This is a genomic window from Achromobacter anxifer (genome assembly GCF_903652925.1).
Lineage (GTDB): Bacteria > Pseudomonadota > Gammaproteobacteria > Burkholderiales > Burkholderiaceae_B > Achromobacter > Achromobacter anxifer.
In genome coordinates this window covers 525,045-547,591 of the sequence record NZ_CAHLAR010000001.1, presented here as the reverse complement: position 1 = coordinate 547,591, position 22,547 = coordinate 525,045, and the positions used below count along the sequence as shown (strand labels likewise).

General features: G+C 66.3%; 22 protein-coding genes and 2 pseudogenes. 19 read left to right on the top strand and 5 right to left on the bottom strand.

The features are described 5' to 3' along the window. Nucleotide 1: 1 nt before the first annotated feature. The 4 genes from cls to mads1 form a co-directional block, all read right to left on the bottom strand. On the bottom strand, nt 2–1,432 hold the full coding sequence (gene cls, locus HWY37_RS02600; protein WP_176087784.1) for a cardiolipin synthase: 1,431 nt from the start codon (nt 1,430–1,432) through the stop codon (nt 2–4). A gap of 16 nt (nt 1,433–1,448) precedes the next feature. Beyond that, nucleotides 1,449–4,298: a heat shock survival AAA family ATPase ClpK gene (gene clpK, locus HWY37_RS02595; RefSeq protein ID WP_176087783.1), complete on the bottom strand. Its 2,850-nt coding sequence runs from the start codon at nt 4,296–4,298 to the stop codon at nt 1,449–1,451. A 93-nt stretch (nt 4,299–4,391) separates the two neighbouring features. Further along, a complete protein-coding gene (locus HWY37_RS02590; RefSeq protein WP_016446189.1) occupies nt 4,392–4,961 on the bottom strand; it encodes an Hsp20/alpha crystallin family protein in 570 nt (189 codons plus the stop codon). A 32-nt stretch (nt 4,962–4,993) separates the two neighbouring features. Further along, nucleotides 4,994–5,275 (bottom strand): methylation-associated defense system helix-turn-helix domain-containing protein MAD1, encoded by a 282-nt coding sequence (gene mads1 / locus HWY37_RS02585; RefSeq protein WP_024973322.1) that lies wholly within the window; start codon nt 5,273–5,275, stop codon nt 4,994–4,996. Nucleotides 5,276–5,559: 284 nt separating this feature from the next. Here mads1 and HWY37_RS02580 point away from each other — a divergent pair. Continuing rightward, nucleotides 5,560–5,853: pseudogene (locus tag HWY37_RS02580) on the top strand (IS110 family transposase); the annotation flags it as partial. Between the two features lie 121 nt (nt 5,854–5,974). Here the strand turns inward: HWY37_RS02580 and HWY37_RS02575 are convergent. Next, nucleotides 5,975–6,404 (bottom strand): annotated as a pseudogene (locus HWY37_RS02575) (transposase domain-containing protein); the annotation flags it as partial. Between the two features lie 139 nt (nt 6,405–6,543). Between HWY37_RS02575 and HWY37_RS02570 the strand changes: the two are divergent. From HWY37_RS02570 to HWY37_RS02485, 18 genes are all read left to right on the top strand, one after another. Then, on the top strand, nt 6,544–7,452 hold the full coding sequence (locus HWY37_RS02570; RefSeq protein ID WP_012761385.1) for a LysR family transcriptional regulator: 909 nt from the start codon (nt 6,544–6,546) through the stop codon (nt 7,450–7,452). Between the two features lie 539 nt (nt 7,453–7,991). Then, the gene (locus HWY37_RS02565) at nt 7,992–8,750 is read left to right on the top strand and encodes a hypothetical protein (RefSeq protein WP_003454930.1); all 759 of its coding nucleotides are present in this window, start codon (nt 7,992–7,994) and stop codon (nt 8,748–8,750) included. A 141-nt stretch (nt 8,751–8,891) separates the two neighbouring features. Next, nucleotides 8,892–9,110, top strand: coding sequence for an AlpA family transcriptional regulator (locus HWY37_RS02560; RefSeq protein ID WP_003454927.1), 219 nt, complete (start codon nt 8,892–8,894; stop codon nt 9,108–9,110). A 40-nt stretch (nt 9,111–9,150) separates the two neighbouring features. Beyond that, on the top strand, nt 9,151–10,017 hold the full coding sequence (locus HWY37_RS02555; RefSeq protein WP_003454923.1) for a ParA family protein: 867 nt from the start codon (nt 9,151–9,153) through the stop codon (nt 10,015–10,017). Then, nucleotides 10,001–10,258, top strand: a complete 258-nt coding sequence (locus HWY37_RS02550) for a hypothetical protein (protein ID WP_003454921.1) — start codon at nt 10,001–10,003, stop codon at nt 10,256–10,258. Before HWY37_RS02555 ends, HWY37_RS02550 begins: the two co-directional genes overlap by 17 nt. Next, nucleotides 10,251–11,912, top strand: a complete 1,662-nt coding sequence (locus HWY37_RS02545; RefSeq protein ID WP_003454909.1) for a ParB family protein — start codon at nt 10,251–10,253, stop codon at nt 11,910–11,912. Before HWY37_RS02550 ends, HWY37_RS02545 begins: the two co-directional genes overlap by 8 nt. 12 nt (nt 11,913–11,924) lie before the next feature. Beyond that, nucleotides 11,925–12,485, top strand: coding sequence for a DUF2857 domain-containing protein (locus tag HWY37_RS02540; RefSeq protein WP_003454899.1), 561 nt, complete (start codon nt 11,925–11,927; stop codon nt 12,483–12,485). A gap of 3 nt (nt 12,486–12,488) precedes the next feature. After that, the gene (locus HWY37_RS02535) at nt 12,489–13,739 is read left to right on the top strand and encodes an STY4528 family pathogenicity island replication protein (protein WP_003454897.1); all 1,251 of its coding nucleotides are present in this window, start codon (nt 12,489–12,491) and stop codon (nt 13,737–13,739) included. A 229-nt stretch (nt 13,740–13,968) separates the two neighbouring features. Continuing rightward, nucleotides 13,969–14,748, top strand: a complete 780-nt coding sequence (locus tag HWY37_RS02530; protein ID WP_003454895.1) for a PFL_4669 family integrating conjugative element protein — start codon at nt 13,969–13,971, stop codon at nt 14,746–14,748. After that, nucleotides 14,745–15,296: a DUF3158 family protein gene (locus tag HWY37_RS02525; protein WP_003454894.1), complete on the top strand. Its 552-nt coding sequence runs from the start codon at nt 14,745–14,747 to the stop codon at nt 15,294–15,296. Before HWY37_RS02530 ends, HWY37_RS02525 begins: the two co-directional genes overlap by 4 nt. Next, entirely contained in the window at nt 15,293–15,742 is a 450-nt protein-coding gene (locus tag HWY37_RS02520; protein WP_003454893.1) for a single-stranded DNA-binding protein, read from the top strand. The genes HWY37_RS02525 and HWY37_RS02520 overlap by 4 nt, the downstream gene beginning before the upstream one ends. Before the next feature lie 277 nt (nt 15,743–16,019). Continuing rightward, nucleotides 16,020–18,062 (top strand): DNA topoisomerase III, encoded by a 2,043-nt coding sequence (locus HWY37_RS02515; protein WP_003454892.1) that lies wholly within the window; start codon nt 16,020–16,022, stop codon nt 18,060–18,062. A gap of 807 nt (nt 18,063–18,869) precedes the next feature. Beyond that, complete coding sequence (locus tag HWY37_RS02510; protein ID WP_003454891.1) at nt 18,870–19,121, top strand: hypothetical protein; 252 nt, start codon at nt 18,870–18,872, stop codon at nt 19,119–19,121. A 25-nt stretch (nt 19,122–19,146) separates the two neighbouring features. Next, nucleotides 19,147–19,539 (top strand): hypothetical protein, encoded by a 393-nt coding sequence (locus HWY37_RS02505; RefSeq protein ID WP_003454890.1) that lies wholly within the window; start codon nt 19,147–19,149, stop codon nt 19,537–19,539. Nucleotides 19,540–19,642: 103 nt separating this feature from the next. Then, on the top strand, nt 19,643–20,107 hold the full coding sequence (locus HWY37_RS02500) for a hypothetical protein (protein ID WP_003454889.1): 465 nt from the start codon (nt 19,643–19,645) through the stop codon (nt 20,105–20,107). Between the two features lie 80 nt (nt 20,108–20,187). After that, complete coding sequence (locus tag HWY37_RS02495) at nt 20,188–20,904, top strand: DUF5983 family protein (protein WP_003454888.1); 717 nt, start codon at nt 20,188–20,190, stop codon at nt 20,902–20,904. Between the two features lie 292 nt (nt 20,905–21,196). Continuing rightward, entirely contained in the window at nt 21,197–21,994 is a 798-nt protein-coding gene (locus HWY37_RS02490; protein ID WP_003454887.1) for a hypothetical protein, read from the top strand. A gap of 75 nt (nt 21,995–22,069) precedes the next feature. Further along, the gene (locus HWY37_RS02485; RefSeq protein ID WP_003454886.1) at nt 22,070–22,435 is read left to right on the top strand and encodes a DUF3085 domain-containing protein; all 366 of its coding nucleotides are present in this window, start codon (nt 22,070–22,072) and stop codon (nt 22,433–22,435) included. Nucleotides 22,436–22,547: the final 112 nt, after the last annotated feature.

The window sequence follows — 22,547 nt, the reverse complement described above, 5'->3', positions numbered from 1 at the left end:
GCTAGAGAATGGGGGTGAACAGACGGGCCACCCCGTCGCGCAAGCGGATGGCCAGCGGGCGGGCCCGCAACGCCTTCGCCGATATCTCGCCCGACGCATCACGAGCGGCATCAAAAAGGGATGACAGCCGCGTAGACAACGCGGTGTCGTACACCTCCACATTGAACTCGAAGTTGAGGCGCAAACTGCGCGCATCCCAATTGGCCGAACCCAGGCAGCACCACGCTCCGTCTACCAGCATCAGCTTGCTGTGGTCGAACGGGCCCGGCCGTTCGAAGATGCGCACACCGTGCTCCAGCACCTGCCAGTAGTGGGCGCGTGCGGCCCATTGCACCGTGGGATGGTCGCCGTTTGCGGGCGTCAGCACGTTGATACGCACGCCGCGCAACGCGGCCGTGCTCAGCGCCGCGATCATCGGCTGATCGGGCACGAAGTAAGGTGTCCAGATGCGCACCGAATGCTTCGCCGCGCTCAAAGCGCCCATGAAGGTCCAGCGCAGCCGGTCCAGGGCCTCATCGGGACCGGCCTCGATGCCGCGCGCCCAAGAGGTTCCTTGCTCATCAGCCGTTGCGGGCGGTTCGCCCCAGAAACCCTCGTTGAGCCGCTCGCCCGTGGTATCGCACCAATCGTCGGTGAAGCACCGCATCAGATGCGCAACCACCGGCCCACGCAGACGAAAGTGCAAATCGTGACAGGCCCGGCCCGGCGAATCGGGCCGCCAATACGGGCTGAAGATGTTCATGCCGCCGGTGAAACCCGTCTCGCCATCGATCACCAGCAGCTTGCGGTGATTGCGCAGATGCGCGGCATGCAGGCGCGCGGGAATCAACGTCGGGTTGAACGTCGCCGCCGGAACGCCGGCGCGCTGCAAGGCGCGGTAGGCGCTGCGGGGCGTCCAGCGGGCATACACGTCGTCGATCAGCACCCGCACATGCACGCCGCGCTCATGAGCCCGGCGCAGCGCATCGACGAACTGCGCCCCGATACCTTGGCTGTCGAAGATGTACGAGGCCAAGGCGACGCTGTACCGCGCCGATTCGATGGCGGCGAGCATGGCCGGGTAGGCCTGCTCGCCATCGACAAGCGGCTCGATGCGGTTGCCGCCGGTCAGCGACTGGTCGGTGGCGCGTCCCACCAGGTGCGCCAGACCGGCAAGCGGCGGCGATACAGCCTCGGGCATCGTGGGCGAGAGGTCCTGCCGAACAGCAGGATCTGCCCCCGGGAAGAGCCGCCGCGCCCGCCGCTGGTAACGGTTGATGCCGAACAGCCCATACAGCAGCGAACCGCCCAGCGGCAACAAGGCGATCAGCAGTACCCACAGCGTGGCCGATCGAGGGTCACGCTTGTAGATGACCGCGTGCCCCGCTGTGGGGATAGCGACCGCCAGCGACACGAGGGTGGCTGCCCATGTCAGCCCGTTGGGGTCGGACACGACAGCCTCCCATCGCTCAAGATTCGCCGCCCGCTGACTTCTTCTTGCGCGCAGGCTTGCTCGCGTCGCTAGGCGGCGTCTCGGCCGCGTTCGCGGCATCGGGCTTCTCAGGCTCGGCCGGCTTCGCGGGTGGCTCCTTACGCTCGAAAACCACCCGCTCGGCCTTGTCATCCCAGCGAGCGCTGGCGTGATCGCCCTTGCCGATGCCGCCACCGAGCATCTCGCGCGCCAGCGCGGTCTCCAGCTCGCTGCGGATCAGCCGCTTGAGCTCGCGCGCGCCGAACTCGGGCTTGTAGCCTTCCTCCGCGAAGTGATCGATCAAGGTCTGATCGAAGGTCAGCGTCACGCCCTGGCTGGCGGCGTTGCGGGCCACACGATCGAGCTGCAGGCCGACGATATGGCGGATCTCCTCCTTGCCCAGCGCGTGGAAGACGATGATTTCGTCTATGCGGTTGAGGAACTCGGGGCGGAAGTGTCCGCGCAGCACGTCCATCACCTCGAACTTGGTCTTCTCGTATTCCTCGCCGGCGGCGCCACGGGCCTTCAGCCGACGCTGGATGATGTCCGAGCCCAAGTTCGAGGTGGCGATGATGATGGTATTGGTGAAATCCACCACCCGGCCCTTGCCGTCGGTGAGCCGCCCGTCGTCGAATACCTGCAACAGGATGTTGTAGACGTCGGGGTGCGCTTTTTCGATCTCATCGAGCAACAACACGCTGTAGGGTTTGCGCCGCACTTTCTCGGTGAGCTGCCCCCCCTCGTCATAGCCCACATAGCCCGGAGGCGCGCCCACCAGGCGTGCCACGGTATGGCGTTCACCGTACTCGGACATGTCGATGCGCAGCAGCGCACCTTCATCGCCATAGATCGACTCGGCCAGCGCCTTGGCGAGTTCGGTCTTGCCCACACCCGTCGGCCCGAGGAACAGGAAGGTGGCCACTGGCTTGCCGCCTTCGCGCAGGCCCGCGCGCGCCAGACGCACGGCATCGGCCACCGCGCGCACCGCTTCGTCCTGGCCCACCAGGCGCTCGTGCAGCCGCTGCTCCAGATGCAGCAGCTTCTCGCGTTCTTCCACCGTCAGCTCGTTAACCGGAATGCCGGTCAGGCGCGAGACGATCTGCGCGACATGCTCGGCTTTGACTTCGGCGCTGCCCGAGGCGCGCTCGCGTTCCCATTCCTCGACAAGCTTCTTGAGTTCGGCCTCTTTGGTCTCGATGTGCTTGCCCAGCTCGGCGGCCTTGTCGTACTGCTTGCGCGAGGCCACATAGTCCTGCTCACGCCGCAGCTGGTGCAGTTCGGACTCCAGCTCTTGTACGGCCACTGGGCGGGCCGTGGCCGACAGTTTCACACGCGCGGCAGCCTGGTCGAGCAGGTCAATTGCCTTGTCGGGCAGAAAGCGGGCGGTGATGTAGCGGTCGGACAACTCGGCGGCGGCGATGATCGCGTCCTCTGTGATACTGACCTTGTGGTGCGCCTCGAACGTGTCGCGCAGGCCGCGCAGGATCATCATGGTCTGCGCTACCGTCGGCTCGGGCACCATCACCGGCTGGAAGCGACGCTCCAGCGCGGCGTCCTTCTCGATGTACTTCTGATACTCGTTGAGCGTGGTGGCGCCGATCAGGTTCAGTTCGCCGCGCGCCATCATCGGCTTGAACACGTTGGCCACGTCCAGCCCGCCTTCGCCGCCACCCTGGCCTGCACCGACGATGGTGTGCACCTCGTCGATGAAGAGAATCAGCTCGCCCTGGTGCTCGGTCACTTCCTTGAGCACCTTCTGCACGCGCTCCTCGAACTCGCCGCGGTACTTGGCGCCTGCCACCATGGCGTTGATGTTGAGTTCGACCAGACGCTTGTCGCGCAGCGTCTCGGGCACTTCGCCGGCGACCATGCGCTGCGCCAGCCCTTCGACGATGGCGGTCTTGCCGACGCCGGGCTCGCCGATCAGCACCGGGTTGTTCTTCTTGCGCCGGGCCAGCACTTCGATGGTCGTCTCGATCTCCTGCGCGCGGCCGATGACCGGATCGAGCTTGCCCTCGCGCGCCATCTTGGTGAGGTCGCGCGAATACTTGTCGAGTTCCGGCGTGTTGGTCGGCGTCTCGGCGCGGCCATCCTCGGCCCCTTTGCCGACCACCTTGCTTACCTGCTGGCGCAGCGCTTGCGGCGTGAGGCCGTAACGGCGCAGCAGGTTGGCCGCCAAACCTTCGCCTTCCTCGGCGAGCCCGATCAGGAAATGCTCCGGCCCGACATAAGAGTGGCCGAGTTCGTTGGAGGCCACGAAAGCACGGCTGAGCGCGTCCTTGACCCGGGGCGACACGCCGATCTCGCCCTCGAACGGCTTATCGCCGCGCTTGGCTTCGGATTCGATCTGGCGCTTGAGGTCATCGACCTTGATCTTGAACTGCCCCAGGATGGTCTTGACCACGTCGCTGTCGGATAGCGCCAGGAGCAGGTGTTCGGTATCGACTTCGGCGCGCCCGAACTCTGCAGCGTGTCGGGCGGCCTCCTGCAATAGGGCCTCGGACTGTTCGCTGATACGGCTGGCGAGCCCACTGCCGCGACGGCGCGCGGTGCCCGTACCGGCCGGGGCGGGTTCGCCGAACGAGGCATCGACGACCTCGTCGGTATCGGCCGCCATGGACGGTGCGTCGTCACCGATGCGGAAGAAGTCGCTGCCAAGGAAGTCTTCGAACAGCCCGCTGCGCGAGCCGAACAAGGCTTCCAGCGGTGAGACGGTGCGCTTTTGCTGGCGCACCAGTTGGCGATAGTGATCGTCACACAACAGCATGGTGCTGTGGCGACCATTGAGATTGGCTTCCACCCGCACCGTGGCGGGCTGGCCGCAGACTTCGCATTGTTTTCTGGCCATGCTGATGCTCCTGTAAAGATTGATCTGACGAGGCACCGCCGATCACGGTGCCTCATCTCTTTGTGGTTTTTGAGAAAAACGCGCTGCCCCGCGTCAGCCGTTGATCGGGATCGAGCGCCCCTGCTTGGGCGTACTGGCCTCGCGCTTTTCCATCGTGATCGTGAGCACGCCGTTCTTGAAAGCGGCCTTGATCGTGTCCTGGTTGGCATCGGCCGGCAGGTTCAGAGCGCGCTGAAAGCTGCCGTAGGAGCGCTCCACCCGGTGGAAACCGCCGTCTTTCGTTTCCTGCTCCTGACGCTTTTCACCGCGCACCAGCAGCACGTCGTTGTCGAGCGTGATCTGGATGTCTTTTTCCTCGATGCCGGGTACTTCCAGGGCGATCTTGTACTGCTTGTCGGTCTCCTGGATGTCCAGCGCCGGCTTCAGCATGCCCGGCCAGTCCGACGGCCAGCGTGGCATGGCCAGCGTCGGGAAGCCGAAGCCTCGAAACGCGTCGTCGAACAGGCGGTCGATCTCGCGATGCAATTGCAGGATGGGACTGACGGGCCCACCCGCCACCGGCAGGTCATTGCGCTGCACCGGGAGCGAGGCAGTGCTCTGTTGTTCTTCCTGCTCCTTCTTGAACCAGTTCCAGGGAGCCAATTTCTTGAAATCAATGTCCATGTCATACCTCCAGAAATCAATTGAAGACTCACTCAATCCGTTTGCCTGCGGCTATGGATAGCGCGCCCAGGCAACACGGGATGTTTCGCTGACTTCGGCTGCTCATCTGTGCGTATCACCTCCTTCTTTCTGCCTGCTTGGATCTGATCATTGATCCATTGATCGATTTCACTTTGACGAAACCGCCACGTCCCGCCGACCTTGAAGGCCGGAATTTCCCCGTGCGCGGCGAGCCGGTAAAGCGTCCGCTTGCCGACCTTTAAGTAGGTAGCCAACTCGTCGAGTGTGAAGATCGCCTGCTGGCGCGCTGTCATACCACCCCCACAAGTTCCGTCGTCACGCGGCCTCGCTCGAGGAAATTCTTGCAAGACTTTGCGAGATATTGCGCCTAATATGCCGAAAGTCAAGAGTCAACATCCAGCGACCTGCTGGCCGATTGATGTGACTCAATCGTAAGCAGCCAGGAAACAAATGTTGGCTGCCACCGCGATGGTGCTCCCCAAGTCATCAATCTGCAGCCATGTGAAAGGGGAAGTCCATGAACGAGATTGCCCGAGTCGGGGTGGATCTGGCCAAGCGGGTTATCTAGGTGCATGCGGTGGATGCGCGCGTGGTGGTTGCCAAGGCGCTGGCCGCTGACAAGTTTGCGGCCTGGTGCGCGGAGCTGCCTCCCGGCTGCCTGGTGGCCCTGGAGGCCTGCGGCGGTGCGCATCACTGGGCACGCAAGCTGCGCGGCTATGGGCTGGATGCGCGGCTGATTGCAGGCCACTTCGTCACGCCCTACCGCATGGCCGGCAAGGGACGCAAGAACGGTGCGGCCGATGCCGCAGCGATCTGCGAGGCGGCAACCCGCCCGCACATGCGCTTCGTGCCGGTGAAGCCGCCGGCGCAGACGCTGCTGGCCAGCCATCAGCTACGCAAACCTCCCGATTCACTCACGCAGCTTATTCCTGCTTGCCTAGGGACGACCATGTAAGCGGCAGATGGTCGGAGTCCTTTGCGACCAGCACCTACGCGAGCAGCCCGGAGGTGGGGATGCCCTTGGCGATGATCTCCGCCGGGACCGGCGCCTGGGTCAGCGTTCGGCACCTATGCGCAGGTCCACTTGCTGCGGATGTGGCACTCGACCGTGAACACGCCCGGCGTGTAGTCCAGCTTCTCGCTGATGCGCTTGAGCGCACAGCCGCACGCGCAGCGGGTGTTCTCGGGCTCGTGGTGGCAGTCCACGCGCGGCAGGTCCGCCGGCAAGGCGGTGCGCTTAGGCATCGCGCCAGGCGTAGCCGGCGGCTTCTTCTTGCCCAGCAGTTCCTGGAGCTGCGCCTCAGCCGCGGCAAGGTCGGCGTCCAGAGCCTCGTCGAACAGCGCGCGTTGTTCGGCATCGAGCTGCTCGCTCTTCTTGCCGAACTTCAGGCGTCGCAGCTGGGCGATCTCGAACGAGAGCTTCGCCGTAGGCGCCGACATGGGCGAAAAGCATCCGAGCATCACCCCCCAGGATGGCTCTCATCTCGATACAGAGGTGAATCCTCCGCACTATTCGGCTCCCTACGATGATATGGACTGATCACATCGGTAGGGAGAAAGCATGAACTTACGCCATCTTCGCTGCTTCATCGCCGTAGCCGAGGAACTGCACTTCGGCCGGGCTGCTCGACGGCTGCACATCGAACAGTCTCCACTGTCGCGCACGATCCGCCAGATGGAGGCGGATTTAGGGGTGCCGCTGCTCAACCGCTTGCCACGCAGTGTTCGTCTCACACCGGCGGGACAGGTCTTCCTCGAAGAAGCCCGGCGCGTACTGCTGGCCTTCGAGCAAGCGCAGACCAAGGCACGCGCCGCAGCGAACCAGCGGAACACGTTGCGCATCGCACTATCTGGTGACATGGGGCAGGCCCGCTTGTCGGCGTTGCTTGCGCTTTGCCGCGAGGAGGCACCACAGGTCGGCATTCGGATATTTGAAACGCCACTGGCGCAGTTGGTGACTGGACTGCGCAACGACTTGTATGACGCAGGTTTTGCATTGGCTGGTGAAATGGACGCCGGCATCGTCGCCATGCCGGTGTGGCGAGACCCGCTGGTGGTGGCTTTGCCCGCCAGGCATCCGCTGCTGGCTTTCAAGGAAGTGCCGCTGGAGGAAGTGGCGAGCTATCCGCTGGTGCTGTGCGATCCCCAGGTCTGCGAAGGTTGCAGCCGGCAGCGCGAACGGCTGCTCCGCACGGTGGATGCGCAGCCGACGGTAGCCGAGTACGTCAAGACCCATTCCCTGATGCTGGCCCTCGTGGCCGCCGGCTACGGCGTGGGCTTTTCGAGCGCGGCGCATCTGGCGGGTTGCCATCAGGCCGATGTCGTCGTGCGGCCGCTGGCCGACGAGACCGCTTCGCTGACGACCTATCTACTGCGACCCGAAGGCGAAATCATGGAGCCGCTGCGGCAGTTCATCGACCGCGTGGAGCGTGTCGGACGCCCGCAAGGCACCGATCAACGCCCGATGTGACGCGGGGATTTTGGACGGTACGATTCCCTTTCGGTCTGGACCTTGACCCGCATTGCATCGGCGGCCGACCTTTTGCGTCACGGGCATGGATGGCGAATCGGGCCTATCCACCCGGCATCAAGCAAGGCACCTTCAAGCTGTCGAGGTCACAGCAGTGACGCAGAACGCATGAGCCCTTGCTGGATGCAAACCGGCTCAGCCGGAAGTCGCATTGGCGCTTTACCCCGCCCGTATTCCTACGAAAACTTTGCCCTGGTTTTCCGGTAAAGCGCGGCATCCCTTCCTGATCGAACTTGGATGCGCGGCTTTTCAGACCGTTGCGCCGGTAACAAGATTTTTCGCAGGTGCATTATGGTTGAGGTGTAGCGGGCACCGCAAGGAGGTTTGCCCCCTGCGTAACGCTCGGCGACATCGCCGCACCCAACGTCCACCACGATGCCGACCGGCTCGCGCTTTATCGGGTTCTTTGGGCAATCGCTGCGCCCATGTGGGCCGCGCGCGCTTGCCATGTGTCGATCCGACGATGGGAAGAGCGCGTTATGCCGAAATCGAGCAGCCACGCCTTTGGCGCAAAGACGTACTACCGACCGATCGAGGCGGCCGTCCGCTGGTGCGGTCTCCTGCGCTTCGAGCAGCGTATTCTGGAGGCGCTGGAGCAGCGTGCCATGCCGGAGCCCGGCGAATTCCCGCGCTGGCCGCTGCTGCGCCTGTATGCCGAGCGCATCTTCGACGCGCTGACGCATGGCGAATTGCCCGGTGGCAAGGCCGGCATCGTGCTGGACTCGCAGCGGCCGGCGCTCGACGACCCCGAGTTGACCGTGCGCCACGTGGACTTGAAAGCGTGGATGTCGCAGTTCTACCCCGGCGATCGGCCGGGGTTTTTGTTTGACGGCATCGAACGCGCGGTGCATCCGGCGGTGAGCGTGGACACGCTCAACATTCTGCTGGCCGATCGCGAAGCAGCGAAGTCGCAACTTGCCGAACTTGCCCTGGTGCATGAAACGCTGCGCACCGCGCACGAAGCACTGGCGAAGGAACATGCCACGCGCGCGGCCAACGACGAACAGGCGCGCGAGCCTGGCCTGCGCAGCGAGACGACTTACCTCAACATCATCGGCGGACTGCTGACGCTGCTGCTGGGCAATTCGCCGTCAGGCGCGGCCTATTCGTCGTTCCGCAGCATGGATGCCGTGGTCAGCGCGCTGATCGCACACCATGAGGGGCGGCCGGGTCTCAGCGAGCGGACGCTGTGGAGCAAGCTCGCGCAGGCGCGGCGCCACCTGGAGGCGTCGCGCTGACGACGCGGCCAGCATGATGCCGATGCGGCGCACTGCAATTGCAGTCGCTGCTTCTGCAATTGCAGTGATTTCGGCGACCGCGGTGTATTGAATACGAGGCACTTTCCGAACAGCGCCAGTGAGCGTCAAGGAGTGTCTCTCATGTCTTCGCAGACCACCGCGCCGGCAGTGCCGGCCGAGCACCGCATCCTGCGTCGCGCCGAAGTCGAGGCCAAAACCGGCTTCAAGCGCGCGCACATCTACAGCCTGATGAAAGAAGGCAAGTTCCCCAAGGCGCTGCGCTTGGGCGTGCGCGCCGTGGGCTGGGACTCGGCGGAGGTCGAGCAGTGGATCGCCGATCGCCTCGATGAGCGCGCCTGACGCTTTTCCTCGGTACATGCCATTCAACCGGGAGAGGCCCATGCAGGTGGTGTCCATCATTTCGACCAAGGGCGGCGTCGGCAAGACCACGACGGCGGCCAACCTGGGCGGCTTCGCAGCCGACACCGGGCTGCGCGTGCTGCTGCTGGACCTGGACGTGCAGCCCACGCTGTCGAGCTACTTCACGCTGGCCGAGCGCGCGCCGGCCGGCATCTACGAGATGCTGGCCTACAACGAGCAGCGCGCCGAGCAACTGGTGTCGCGCACCGCGATCGAGCGGCTTGACCTGGTGCTCTCGAACGACGACCGCGGCGAGCTGAACACGCTGCTGCTGCACGCGCCCGATGGCAGATTGCGGCTGCGCCACCTGCTGCCCACGCTGGCGCCGCACTACGACCTGCTGCTGATCGACACCCAGGGCGCGCGCAGCGTGCTGCTGGAGATGGCGGTGCTGGCCTCGAACTTGGCGCTTTCGCCGGTGACGCCGGAAATCCTCGCGGCGCGCGAGCTGCGGCGCGGCACGCTGCAACTCATCGAGGACATCGCGCCGTACCGCCACCTCGGCATCGAGCCGCCGCCGCTGCACCTGCTCATCAACCGCGTGCATCCGGTGTCGTCGAATGCGCGGCTGATCCAGCAGGCGCTGCGTCAGGTATTCCAGGAGCAGCCTGGCGTGCGCGTGCTGGACACCGACGTGCCGGCGATTGAAGCCTATCAGCGCGCCGCGACGCGCGGACTGCCGGTGCATCGGGTGGAATACCGCCAGCCGGCGGGCCGCACGGCACCTGCCGCATTGGAGACCATGCGCGCGCTGGCCGGCGAGCTGTTCCCGGCGTGGCAGGAGCGCTTTGCGCTCGTCACCGGCCGAGGCGACGCGGGAGGGGCCGGCCATGGCCAGCGCACATGACCTGGCCCGCGGCCACAAGCGGCTGCGAGGGCTGATCGAGTTCGCCCTGGGAGAAGGTTGGAAGGTGGTGCGCACCCGCGGCGGGCACCTGCTGTTCACGAAGCAAGGCTGCGCGCCGATCTACACCAGCTCGACGGCGAGCGACCACCGCGCCGAGCGCAACGCCCGTGCGCAGCTTCGCCGCGCCGACCGACAGGCGGCCCAGGGTGTTGCAGCATCTCAGGAGAATGGCCGTGGCTGACCTGACGCCGCAGGACATGGCCGCCAATCTGCTGGCCTCGGGCTTCGAGCGCAACGGCCCTTCGGTCGCGGCCCTGAGCGACCCCATCGCCGACACGCCGATGGTGGTGACGCTGGACCAGTTGCGCCCCTACGACCACGACCCGCGCGTGACGCGCAACCCGGCCTACGAGGACATCAAGGCCTCGATCCGCGAACGCGGGCTCGATGCGCCGCCCGCGATCACGCGCCGGCCCGGCGAACCGCACTACATCATCCGCAACGGCGGCAACACGCGCCTGGCGATCCTGCGCGAGCTGTGGAGCGAGACGAAAGACGAACGGTTCTTCCGCATCCCCTGCCTGTTCCGCCCGTGGCCGCAGCGCGGCGAAGTGGTGATGCTGACCGGGCACCTGGCCGAGAACGAGTTGCGCGGCGGGCTCAGCTTCATCGAGCGGGCCTTGGGCGTGGAGAAGGCGCGCGAGTTCTACGAGCAGGAAATGGGGCGGGACAGCGGCCAGCCGCTGTCGCAGAGCGAGCTGGCGCGGCGGCTTACGGCCGATGGCTTCCCGCTGCCGCAGTCGCACATCAGCCGCATGCAGGACGCCGTGCACTACCTGCTCCCGGCGATCCCCACGCTGCTGTACGGCGGGCTCGGCCGGCATCAGGTGGAACGGCTCGCGGTGCTGCGCAAGGCCTGCGAACGCACCTGGGAGCGGCGTGCCCTGAGGCGCAACCTGTCGATGGACTTCGCTACGCTGTTCCAGGACGTGCTGGCGCAGTTCGACACGCAGCCCGACAACTTCTCACCGCAGCGGGTGCAGGACGAGCTGGTCGGCCAGATGGCCGAGCTGCTGGAAGCGGACTACGACACGCTGAGCCTGGAAATCGACGACAGCGAGAGCCGGCAGCGCGCATTGACCAGCGATCCTGCGCCGCTGCAGGCGGCAAGACCTGCGGTGCCGGCCGGGCCACCGCGACCACCGTCACCGCCTTCGCTGCCGCCCGGCCCCTCGGTGCAGTCGTCGGAGCCTGGCCCTGGCCAGGCTGCGCAGGCCGGTTCCACGCCGGCCGCCAGCGACAAGGGCATGCAGCAGGATGACGAACGCCTGCAGGGTCACATCGTGTCCCCGGCCCCGACCACCGAACGCCTGCAATCCATCCAGCGCATGGTGGCCGATCAGATGGGCGACAAGCTGCCCGACTTCGAGGCCGACGCGCTGCGCGCGATCCCTGTGCAGGCGGGCGGGCTCTACCCCATCTCGGATGTCTGGTACATCGAGCCCGGCCTGGATGTGCCGGATCGGCTGCGGGTGCACATCGCGCAGTTCGCGCGCGAGATCGCCGAGGAAGCCGACGTGGCCGGGCAGGTCGAACCCAGCGAAGGCGGCATGGGCTTCGTCTGCGTGGCGCCCCCGGCGGTGCGCGCATTGCCTCCGTTCGCGTGTGCGGTGCTGACCTTGCTGCATGCGCTGTGCGCCGCGCCCCGACCCGCCCCCGGCTTCGATGGCGCCCGGCTGGCCGACGACCTGGCGGCCTTGCTGCATGGCGGCGGCGCATATCCGCGCCTGAGCGATGCCGGGCTGGTAAAGCTGTTCCGGCTGCTGCGCATGGCGCGCCGGCTGCTGGATCTGGAGACCGGCGCGGCCTCCAGCAACCCCGGCCACGGCGCCTGAGCAGAGGCCATCATGTCGGCACCGCATCCGCTCAACCAGGCCGTCATCGCACAGGCGCTGCACGACCTGCGCAATGGGCAACTGCGGCGCTGCAAGGCGATGGGCTTCGGCGAGGAGGAGCTGGACGCGCTCAAGCACCCCGAACTCGTGAGCATGCTGGTGAACGCCACGGTGTCGTGGTGTTCGGTGTCGGTGAACCGCGATGTGCTGAAGCGGCTGCTGAGCCAAGTGCACGACGTGGAGCGAGAGATCGCGACGGTCGACCGCATGCTGCGCCTGGGCGCCAGCACGGAGATGGTCAGCCGCTTCTACGGGCTTACGCACCAGGAGGTGGCCCTGCGCCGCGACATCCTCGGCCTGCCCAAGCGCAAGGGGCGGCATCCGGTGCTGGACGAGGCGCAGGACACGGCGCTGTGGAAGCAGTGGAAGGCCGGCGTCATGGAGCGCGGCATCGCGCTGGACGATGAGGTGGCGATGCTGACGCTGACCATGGACCTGGCCGAGACCTTGAACCTGCCGATGTCGGTGATCTGGTCGGCGATACGCAACTGGATCGACCAGGGGCTGGTGTAGGCCATGGCGACCGGCGGCGCACCCCGGCGCGATGGCCCCGTGGCGCTGTCGGCACTGTTCGACGACGCGCTGCGGGAACTGGTGCCACGGGCACCACCGACACCGCCAGCCCCGCGCGGCGCTGCTGCTGCATCGCCGGCCGCGCCGGTCAGCGACGGCTTCCTCTACAGCGGCAACCGGCACGAGAGCGTGCCGCGTGCGCTGTTCCTCGACCGGCGCCTGACGCCGCTGGAGCGCAACGCCTGGCAGGTGCTCCGCCTGCAGCTCCAGAGCGACGGCGTGACGGCGTTCCCGACCTACGACCAGCTTCGCCCCTACCTCGCCTCGATGCCCTGCGCGGCGCAGGCCTCGCACGAGACCGTGGCGCGCGCCTTGACGCTGCTGCGGCTGACGCGCTGGCTGAGCCTGGTGCGACGGCGCCGCGACCCGAAGACCGGGCGCATCCTGAGCAACCTCTACATGCTGCACGACGAACCGCTGACACCCTTCGAGGCGATGCAGCTCGACCCCGACTACCTCGGCCTGGTCGGCCAGGCGCTGACCCATGCGGCGAAGGCGGTGCAGATCGTCGGCATGAACACCCTGCGCGAGATCGCCGAAGACCCGATGCTCAACGGCCGCACGCTGCCCACGCGGCTGCAGGTGCTGGCACAGCGCATGGCGCGCAACGAATGGGCGGACGCGAGTTATCCACAAGCGCCTGTGGATCACGAATCCGAAGAAGGCCAGGACGGCCTGCTTCGGAATCTCGAAGGCCCGTCTTCGGAATCCGAAGCAGGGCTGAAATCCGCGCCAGACGGCTCACTTCGGAATCCGAAGGAGGACCGTACTGTACGTATGGATCGTATAAATCAAGTACGTACAGTACCGCGCGCGAAGTCGTTGCAGCACCTGCGCCTGCCCGAGCGCCTGCTGCGCTTGAAGGACGAGCAGCAAAGCGGCGCGATGGTGGCCTTGCAGCAGGTGGACGAGTCGCTGCGGCAGGCGGTGTTGGACGAATGGGATGCGCGCTGCCGCAACAGCGCGGTACGCAACCCGGCCGGCTATCTGTTCGGCATCATCCAGAAGGCGATCCGCGGCGAGTTCAACGCCTGGGCCGGCGAAGGCGGTTCGCCATCGACGCCGCCTGCGCCGCCGCCACGGCCAGCCGCACCGGCACCGTCTGCACCGCCACCGCCCGCGCCGAACGGCCCTGGCCGCGAGGCAGCGCGGGCCTACCTGGCGAAACTGCGTTCAACCCTGGGCGATTCCTGAGCAGCTATCCCCAGGGGATAGCTGGGACACGAAGCCTTCCAGGCATCGGCTTCGGTTCTGTCATGCGTCGCACGGTCGCAGCCCGGCGCGGACCTATCCCCTGGGGATAGACGGAACACGCGACCTTCCGGGGCGACAACCGGGAGCGCACCCGCTGCGGTTTGTTGACTGACGCCCTTCCGGGCGATGCCGATGCTGGCGGCTCGTTCCCGTACCGCGAGTCGTCACCATGGCCAATGAATCCCAGCCGCCCCTGCAGTTGAATCTCGGATCGCTGCGCAGCGCGATGTCGCTGACGCTGCACACCCACCACGCTTCACGCATCTGGCATGGCCGAGCGCCTGCCGAGGGCCGGCCCGGGATCATCGGCCTGAACGGATACATCAGCGTGATGAACAAGATGAAGCGCGGCGCCGAGCAGGACGATCCCTACTCGGATTTCTGGATGCTGCGCATCGAGGACAAGCTGACGCAGACCAAGGACAGCTTGCAGGCGCTGCGTGAGCAGGTGGACCAGGCGCTGGCCGACGTGCCGCCCGCGCTGTCGCTGGGCGAGAACATGAACGTGCAGCCCGTGAAGCTGCCGCTGTTCGTCAATGCGCAGCTCGGCTTCATGGCGGTGTACCTGCTGGCCGACTACGACGACCTGGCCCGCAAGCTGATCCTCGCCCACCACACCGCGCTGATCGACCGCAGCACGCTGGAACGCTGGCTCAACGACGGCGCGCATGCGCTGCGCAGCCTGTTCTCGCTGGCACAGCAGTACCGCTACTCCGGCGCGACGCGCGACGACTTCGCCTCGAAGAACGCGGTGGCGCGGGCGGCGCTGGAGAAGTTCGGCGAGTTGCCGCAGGACGTGCTCGAAGGCACGCGCCGCTCGCGCTTTGCGCCACCGATCGCACGGCGGTCGGGCAAGCCTGGTACAGCCGCGGATGCCGCACCCAGCGCTGGCGCAGCCGACGTGGCGGACGACGACCACGACCATGACGGCGAAGGCACGAAGGCATGACAGCATCGTCTTCCACCGGCCAACCGGCGCGCTTCCTGCCGCTGGAACAGGCGGACTTCCAGCGCCTGGAACACGGCTCCTACCTAAAAGGCCTTTTACAGCCTTTTAAAGGTAAGGGGAGTCTGGAGGCCTGGGCCAACCAGTGCACGGCGCTGCGCGACGACTTAATCGGGCTGGCGCAGCGGCGCGTGCTGCAACAGGCGCGGGCCTACCCCTTCTCGCTGCTCGACGTGCAACTGGCCCAGCAGACCACTGGCGCAGGCACGACCTTCCTGCGCTGGCGCAACCACGACCGTTCTTCCATGGGCGTGGCGCTGTGGGAATCGCTGCTCGACCGCCCGGCGACGCCGGCCTCGCTGATCGACGACCTGTACGCGATGGAGCTGCAGCGCATCGCTTTGAACATGCAGATCAGCCTCCTTCACACGCTGGGCCGCCAGGCCCAGGAGTGCGCCAGCAAGGCCGCGCAGGCCGAAGCGGCTTACCTGCGACGTGTCCACGGGCATGCCGCGTCGGTTCCATCCACCACCCCCAAGGAGTCTCCATGAGCACGCACTTCGTCGGCGAGGGCAACATCGGTTCCGCGCCGGACTATCGCGAATTCCCTAACGGCAACGACGAGCCGCGCCGGCTGCTGCGCCTGAACGTCTACTTCGACAACCCGATCCCAAAGAAGGACGGTGAATTCGAGGACCGCGGCGGCTTCTGGGCGCCGGTGGAGCTGTGGCACCGCGACGCCGACCACTGGAAAGACCTGTACCAGAAGGGCATGCGCGTGCTGGTAGAAGGCCGCACGGTGAAGGACGAGTGGGAGGACGCCGACGACAACGAGCGCACGACCTTCAAGATCGAGGCCCGCCGCATCGGCATTCTGCCGTACCGCATCCAGGCCGTGACCCTCAGCGCCAGGACGCTGGAACCCGAGGCCGCAGTACCGCCGCCGAAGGAGACCAAGGGGACGAAGGCGTCGAAGGAAACCAAGGCCAAGGGCTGATTCCCCGCAGGGGGCGGCTGTAGCAACCGTCAGACGCCCGCCATGCACCAGCTATCCCCAGGGGATAGCTCCAGGGTGTTCCACCGGGTTCCAGCCGCCCTCCCGAAACGACGCTCCCGCTGCGCCAGCCGTTGCGGCTTCGCGCATGCCGCTGCGGCAACGCATCGCCTGCCGATCACAAAGCGGTGTCTGCGCCAATCGGCTTCCTTGCTGCCGTCATCCGCTGGCCCGGCCAAGCTGGGGCCATCCGATGACCGCACACTTCCAAGGAGGCTTCATGCGCGTGTTCCTGTGCGAGAAGCCGTCCCAGGGCAAGGACATCGCCCGTGTGCTGGGCGCCGGCCAACGCGGCAACGGCTGCTACAGCGGTGCGGGTGTCGTCGTGACCTGGTGCATCGGTCATCTGGTCGAAGCGGTTCCGCCCGAAGGCTACGGCGAGCAGTACAAGCGCTGGGGCATCGAGCAACTGCCTATTCTTCCCGAGCGTTGGCGTGTCGAGCCCAAGGCGGCGACCGCGGCGCAGTTCAAGGTCGTGCAGCAGCTCGTCGCCAAGGCGGGCGAACTGGTGATCGCGACCGACGCCGACCGCGAGGGCGAGATGATTGCCCGCGAGATCATCGAGCTGTGCGGCTACCGCGGCCCGATCCAGCGCCTGTGGCTGTCGGCGCTCAACGATGCGTCGATCCGCAAGGCCCTGGGCACGCTCAAGCCGTCCGCCGAGACACTGCCGCTGTACTTCTCCGCGCTCGCCCGATCGCGTGCCGACTGGCTGATCGGGATGAACCTGAGCCGCCTGTTCACGCTGCTGGGCCGCCAGGCCGGCTACAACGGCGTGCTGTCGGTCGGGCGCGTGCAGACGCCGACGCTCAAGCTGGTCGTGGACCGTGATCGCGAGATCGCACGCTTCGTCTCGGTGCCGTTCTGGGCCATCGAGGTCGCGCTCTCGCATGCAGGCCAGTCCTTCGTTGCAAGCTGGACGCCGCCACAGGGCAGCACCGACGACGCCGGCCGCTGCTTGCAGCAGCCGGTGGCGCAGCAGGCCGCCGAACGCCTGCGCGCGGCCGGCACCGCCCAGGTGCTGTCGGTAGAGACCGAGCGCGTGCGCGAAGGCCCGCCGCTGCCGTTCGACCTCGGCACCTTGCAGGAAGTGTGTTCCAAGCAGTTGGGCCTCGACGTGCAGGAGACGCTGGACATTGCCCAGGCGCTGTACGAGACGTACAAGGCAACGACCTATCCGCGCTCGGATTCGGGCTACCTGCCCGAGAGCATGCTGGCCGAGGTGCCGGCCGTCCTCGACAGCCTGGTCAAGACCGATCCCGGTCTGCGGCCGCTGATCGACCGCCTGGACCGCCAGCAGCGTTCGCGGGCCTGGAATGACGGCAAGGTCACGGCGCACCACGGCATCATTCCGACGTTGGAGCCGGCCAATCTCTCGGCAATGAGCGACAAGGAGCTGGCCGTCTACCGGCTGATCCGCGCCCATTACCTCGCGCAGTTCCTGCCGCACCACGAGTTCGACCGGACGGTGCCGCAGCTCACGTGCGGCGGGCAGTCGCTGGTGGCGGTCGGCAAGCAGATCGCGGTGGCCGGATGGCGCCAGGTGCTGGCGGCGCCTGAGCCCGAGGACGGTGACGGTGACGGTGACGGTGAGGATGCACAGCGCGGACAGGTGTTGCCGGCGCTGCAGACAGGTGCCGCCTGCCAGGTCGGCCAGGTCGAACTGAAGGCGTTGAAGACGCTGCCGTCCAAGCCCTACACGCAAGGCGAGCTGGTCAAGGCCATGAAGGGCGTCGCAAAGCTCGTGACCGACCCGCGCCTGAAGCAGAAGCTCAAGGACACCACGGGCATTGGCACCGAGGCCACGCGCGCCAACATCATCAGCGGGCTGCTGGCCCGCGGTTATCTGTTGAAGAGGGGTCGGTCCATCCGCGCGTCGGATGCCGCCTTCACGCTGATCGACGCCGTGCCTGCGGCCATCGCCGACCCGGGCACCACGGCGGTGTGGGAGCAGGCGCTGGACATGATCGAGGTCGGCCAGATGACGCTGGACACCTTCATCGCCAAGCAATCGAGCTGGGTCGCCCAGCTCGTGCAGCAGTACCGCGGCGCCACGCTGAACCTCAAACTGCCGCCCGCACCGAGCTGCCCGCAGTGCGGCGCACCGATGCGCCAGCGCAGCGGCAGGAGCGGCGCGTTCTGGTCTTGCAGCCGCTACCCGGACTGCAAGGGCACGCAGCCGGTCGAAGATACCGGAGCAGGCAAGCGCGGCGCATCCAGCCGTGCATCAGGCCCACCGCGTCGGCGCCCCAGGGCGAACTGACGCCCCCATCTCCCTCTGCCACGCCGGCTGCTGCCGACGGCGGGGCAAACCTCCCGCGCCTCGCGGGACTCCCCAGCGCGCGTTCCCTTCTGCAACGGTGTGCGCGTCCTGCACGGGCCGATCACGGCTGGCAGGGCGAGAAGGTCATTGTTCCATCGAATCGCGCTCGCCGCGATTCCGCTGATCGACGTGCTTCCGTCCATCCGCGAGCGGTCTCCTGACGCCTTGGCCCGCAAGGCTGCGAGGTGTCAGGAGACCGTTTGCGGTCGACGGTATTCGGTGCCGGTGCCCGCCGGCGTAACAACGGGTTCCCTTTGTGTGTGGATACACGCCAGAGGATGCCGGCCCCAGCCACGAAACGGGCCGGGTGAGATTGCTGACGCAGCGAATGGCTTTGACGATGGCCTGGCCTGCTTGCAGCCCACAGGTGGATTGATTTCTCTCCAGCCGAAGCCTTGCGAGGCTTCGGCGCCTTTGTCGTGGGCGAACGGAATCGTGCATCGCTGCTCTTGCCAGCGCTCGGCCCAAACTGGACGGCGTTCGGTTCCGTTTGATCAGCGACGGAGTGCCGCCGCGCTTTCATTCTTCCCGCATGTGTCGCTGACGGTCGTCAGCACCATGCCCTGGCAGCCCCGGTCCTCAAGGCTGCAACGCGGTTCGCCGCGTTGACCGATCCAGTCCGCTTCGCACCGACCACCGCGGACGCGCGTCGCCACGACGCGGGTGCTTTTCATGTTCAACCCTTCGGGAGGTATCCGCTCCCGTCAGGGCGTGGTGCTCCCGGTCTTCAACCAACAGGAGAAAACCATGTCCCTTGCGCTCGCATCGGCACCTTTGAGTGCTGAACAGGCCCGAGCCGAATCCATCGGCTACCAGGCCCTGGCCTGCGTCGGCAAGCGCCTGCCCCTGCAAGTGCTGTGCAGCGCAGCCGGCCACTACATCGGCACCGCCGATGCGGACGGCCCGGTCTCGCGGGAGTCGGTCAGCTACTTCCGCTCGCACCACGCCGCCGAGCACGCCCTGCAAACGGGCCGCTGGCAGCAGCGCCTCCACCCGTGATGTCCAACCACCAGGAGCCCATGTCATGAACCGTGCCCTGCCTCAAGAGGTACTTGATCAGATCGAGCTGGAACACCAGCACTTCGCCGCCGCGCCCCAAGCCTTCTTCGAGGCGTGGAAACGCGGCGTCGACATCGCCGGAGCCGAATGGTTCGGCGACGGCACCCGCGAAGGCCTGCAGCGTGCCACCACCAAGTGGGATCTGCGGCCGAAGCTGCTGATGCTCAACGATGCCCTCGGCGTCCTGAGCAGCGGCCAGCGGATGTTCCTGTCCGCGATGGTGAGCTTCTACAACGCCCGCGAGGGCGGTGCGATGCTCAAGCGTTGCGGCTTCGAGGGTCTGTCCGACCTGGGCGGCCTCGACCTGGAACGGCGCAAGGTCGTCGCCGACCTGACGCTGAACTACAACGGCTGGTGAGCCGCGCTGCGGCCTGCCGACGTTCTTCTTTTCTTCCCACCCCACGAGGGACATGCGTCCCTGCATGGGGCCATGTCCCTCCTTTTCTTGAAAGGAGTGATTCATGTCCCCTGACTTTTCCATCGGTCTGCTCGTGACCGACGACGACATCGATGCGGTCATCCTTGAAGGCTGGCCGGCCGACGTGCGCAAGCCGCGCATCGTGGTGCTCGACTACGCCGGCAATGATGTGCCCGACGAGTATGTGCTGCATGTCAGCAGCGGAACCCCGAATACCGGATTGACCGGGCGCGAGGTGTTCCCGGTCGAGTACGGACCCGACTGCCGCTACCCATCGCCCGCTGAAGTCCTTTCGGTGCTCGATGCACCTAAGCCGGCCGGAAAACCTTCCGCGCTGAGCATCGCCCGCAACGTGCACCAGAGCATCCTCAACCTGGATGCGCGGCTGGATCGCCTGGAGCAGGCGCCGACCGGCGACGACTACAACCGCCTGTACCAGCTTGCGAATGGCGGCCTGCTCGACCTGTTGAAGGCGCTGGGCGACCCGTCCTCTACCGCTGCCGACTGACCGGCTGCCACTTTATCCACCCGCTGGGGTTCAATCCCCAGCAGGGGATCGCCTCGGCCATCCTCTGCTGGAGAAATCCCATGTCCTACTCGAACAACAATCCCTTTATCCGCGGCTACGATGGCCTGTCGGTCGAGCGGCTGCTCGCCATCTCCTACGATGACGACTGCCCACTGACCTACCTGCCGCTGCATCCCTCGCAGTCGAATCTACCGGACAGCCAGATCGAACGGCGTAGCTGTGTCTTCTCGGACGACTTCGCGCTAATCACCGAAGACCAGGCCGTGCCTGCCGAGCTGGAAGCGCAATGCCGCAGTCACGGCCTCGCCCGCAACGTGGTCTATGCCGTCATGGCCGAGGAAGAAGGCAAGCCGCTGCACGTGGGCGATACCTACTCCGAGGAATCAGCCCGCGAAGTCGTGCAGCGCCTGCGCTTCGAGACCGGCTACTACAGCCGGTGCTGGGAGATCAGCAGCGCGCACCTCGACGTCGACGCGCATCGCTTCCTCGCCGAGCTGGCGGACATCGCCACGCCGACGCTGTTCCTGTTCGTCGCCTTCCGCATCCCGTACAGCCCGGCCATTGGGTTGAAGCTGATCGCCACGCCCTGGACCGACGAGAACCTGCGTGTGGTCGAAGGCATCACGGCCAAGCGGCTGATGCAGGAGCATCGCAAGAAGGGCATGCCGGAATCCCTCATGCACGTGCTGCACCTGGCCGCGCTCGCCGACGTGCGCATGCTGGTCTTCGATGCCGATGCGCAGGTGCTGGACGGCCTGCCGATCTACGACGACTGACACCACCTTTCGAGCCCCCACGCGGGGCTCGTATTCTTTCTGGACGAAGCCGGTGGACGCGCAGTGCCGATTCCCCCGCGTCGCTGGCCCACGCCTGACGCACGCTGCTCGCATGTTCGCTGGCGTTGCCGGCAAGCATGCCCAGGCAGTCGAGACCTTCGAGGCTGCGGCACGGTTCGCCGTGCTGGTTGCTATTCCTTCTCCGGGCGCATGTCGCGTCCATCCACCTCACCCCCAAGGGACACACCTCCCTTGCGGGCGGAAGTCCCTTGGTTGCCACAAGGAGTCTTCCATGGATACCCAAGCCATCCGCGCACAGATGCCGACGCTGGTTCGCGGCCACGTGCCTTCCAACGTCCGCAGCTTCAAGTTCAACATCTTCGACGGCCAGCCCAAGGTTTCGACGCTGGGCTTCCACGTTGATCCCAAGCCCTTCGAGGGCAAGGTCATCGCCACCACCGACGAGGCCATCGTCGTCAAGACGGGGCGGGCCGAGTTCGCGGTGCTCGACAAGGCCCTCGTCACCGACGTGCCCGACGAAGGCGCCAAGGTGCAGGTCGAACCGTATGCGCGGCGCCGCTTCGACGGCTTGCGCGCGGATACGCCCGAGGAGAGCACTGAGTTCACCGCCGACGGCCAGCCGTACACGGTGAAGCGGCTCATCCTGGGTTCCGCGCCGGCCAAGCTGCCGATCCCCGAGCCGCAGTGCCCCGAGCTGCAGGAGCTGATCCACCAACTGGAGCAGTTGCCCGCGCCCGATGGATTCCGCCGCATCACGCACCTGCTGGTGGATGCCGGCGCGCGGGACTTCACGGTGGTCGATCCGAGCCCCAGCAACATCATCGCCACGCCGCCGGCCATCGGCTTCACCGTCGCTTCGGCGAAGTTCCAGGGGCGCGTCACCGTGCTCTACGAACGCGGCCTCGACACCTACGCGGTGGAGCTGCATCGCGAAGGCGAGCTGGTCGAGCGGGTCGATGAAGTGTTCTTCGACACCTTGGGCCAGGTGCTGGAGCGGCTGATCGACGACGGGAGCTGGCGCCTCATCCGCGTACAGCGCCTGTCCGGTCGCAAGCCCGTCCAGCACTGATCCCCTCACGTCCCCAAGCGGCTTCCCGTCCTCGCGGCGGGAAACCTTCTTCCTTCACCGTTGGAGACCACTTCCATGACTGTTCGATTCAAAGGCACCGAGCTTCGGCCCGTGCTTGCCGAGGCGGCGGCCAACCAGTGCCGCGTCATCCTGGTCAAGGACCAGGGCGTGTATTTCATGGCCGAGCACGGCGAGAGCCGGCCCGATGGGCGGCGCAAGACCATCGCCTACGCCGTGGGCTGCAACCCCGATGTCGATGCGTTCGACGACTGGTGGGAACTGGCGCGCGCCGAATTCGGCGGCGACGACTTCGGCGAGTTCTTCGCCCTGCAGGAACGGGTCCTCACCCGTATCCTGCACAGCGAGGACGACCTCGAAGTGTCGGCCACGGTCACGCACCTGTCGATGCAGGCGGTATCCGCTGCACCGGCCGGCCACTGACCGTACTGCTTCCCAGCCCCCTTCACGGGGGCTTCTCTTTATCTCGTGCCGCGGCCCATGGCCGCATCGCACGCGCTCGTCTCCAGTCCGGCTCGGGCCGCTCACGCCGGCA

Bases quoted from the DNA above. Each gene is read 5' to 3' on its own strand.
- HWY37_RS02495 (WP_003454888.1), top strand. From the start codon at position 20,188: ATGTCCTACTCGAACAACAATCCCTTTATCCGCGGCTACGATGGCCTG.
- clpK (WP_176087783.1), bottom strand. From the start codon at position 4,298: ATGGCCAGAAAACAATGCGAAGTCTGCGGCCAGCCCGCCACGGTGCGG.
- HWY37_RS02490 (WP_003454887.1), top strand. From the start codon at position 21,197: ATGGATACCCAAGCCATCCGCGCACAGATGCCGACGCTGGTTCGCGGC.
- HWY37_RS02590 (WP_016446189.1), bottom strand. From the start codon at position 4,961: ATGGACATTGATTTCAAGAAATTGGCTCCCTGGAACTGGTTCAAGAAG.
- HWY37_RS02555 (WP_003454923.1), top strand. From the start codon at position 9,151: ATGCAGGTGGTGTCCATCATTTCGACCAAGGGCGGCGTCGGCAAGACC.
- HWY37_RS02530 (WP_003454895.1), top strand. From the start codon at position 13,969: ATGGCCAATGAATCCCAGCCGCCCCTGCAGTTGAATCTCGGATCGCTG.
- HWY37_RS02560 (WP_003454927.1), top strand. From the start codon at position 8,892: ATGTCTTCGCAGACCACCGCGCCGGCAGTGCCGGCCGAGCACCGCATC.
- HWY37_RS02570 (WP_012761385.1), top strand. From the start codon at position 6,544: ATGAACTTACGCCATCTTCGCTGCTTCATCGCCGTAGCCGAGGAACTG.
- HWY37_RS02505 (WP_003454890.1), top strand. From the start codon at position 19,147: ATGAACCGTGCCCTGCCTCAAGAGGTACTTGATCAGATCGAGCTGGAA.
- HWY37_RS02515 (WP_003454892.1), top strand. From the start codon at position 16,020: ATGCGCGTGTTCCTGTGCGAGAAGCCGTCCCAGGGCAAGGACATCGCC.
- HWY37_RS02550 (WP_003454921.1), top strand. From the start codon at position 10,001: ATGGCCAGCGCACATGACCTGGCCCGCGGCCACAAGCGGCTGCGAGGG.
- HWY37_RS02565 (WP_003454930.1), top strand. From the start codon at position 7,992: ATGCCGAAATCGAGCAGCCACGCCTTTGGCGCAAAGACGTACTACCGA.
- HWY37_RS02540 (WP_003454899.1), top strand. From the start codon at position 11,925: ATGTCGGCACCGCATCCGCTCAACCAGGCCGTCATCGCACAGGCGCTG.
- HWY37_RS02525 (WP_003454894.1), top strand. From the start codon at position 14,745: ATGACAGCATCGTCTTCCACCGGCCAACCGGCGCGCTTCCTGCCGCTG.
- HWY37_RS02510 (WP_003454891.1), top strand. From the start codon at position 18,870: ATGTCCCTTGCGCTCGCATCGGCACCTTTGAGTGCTGAACAGGCCCGA.
- HWY37_RS02520 (WP_003454893.1), top strand. From the start codon at position 15,293: ATGAGCACGCACTTCGTCGGCGAGGGCAACATCGGTTCCGCGCCGGAC.
- HWY37_RS02535 (WP_003454897.1), top strand. From the start codon at position 12,489: ATGGCGACCGGCGGCGCACCCCGGCGCGATGGCCCCGTGGCGCTGTCG.
- HWY37_RS02485 (WP_003454886.1), top strand. From the start codon at position 22,070: ATGACTGTTCGATTCAAAGGCACCGAGCTTCGGCCCGTGCTTGCCGAG.
- HWY37_RS02500 (WP_003454889.1), top strand. From the start codon at position 19,643: ATGTCCCCTGACTTTTCCATCGGTCTGCTCGTGACCGACGACGACATC.
- mads1 (WP_024973322.1), bottom strand. From the start codon at position 5,275: ATGACAGCGCGCCAGCAGGCGATCTTCACACTCGACGAGTTGGCTACC.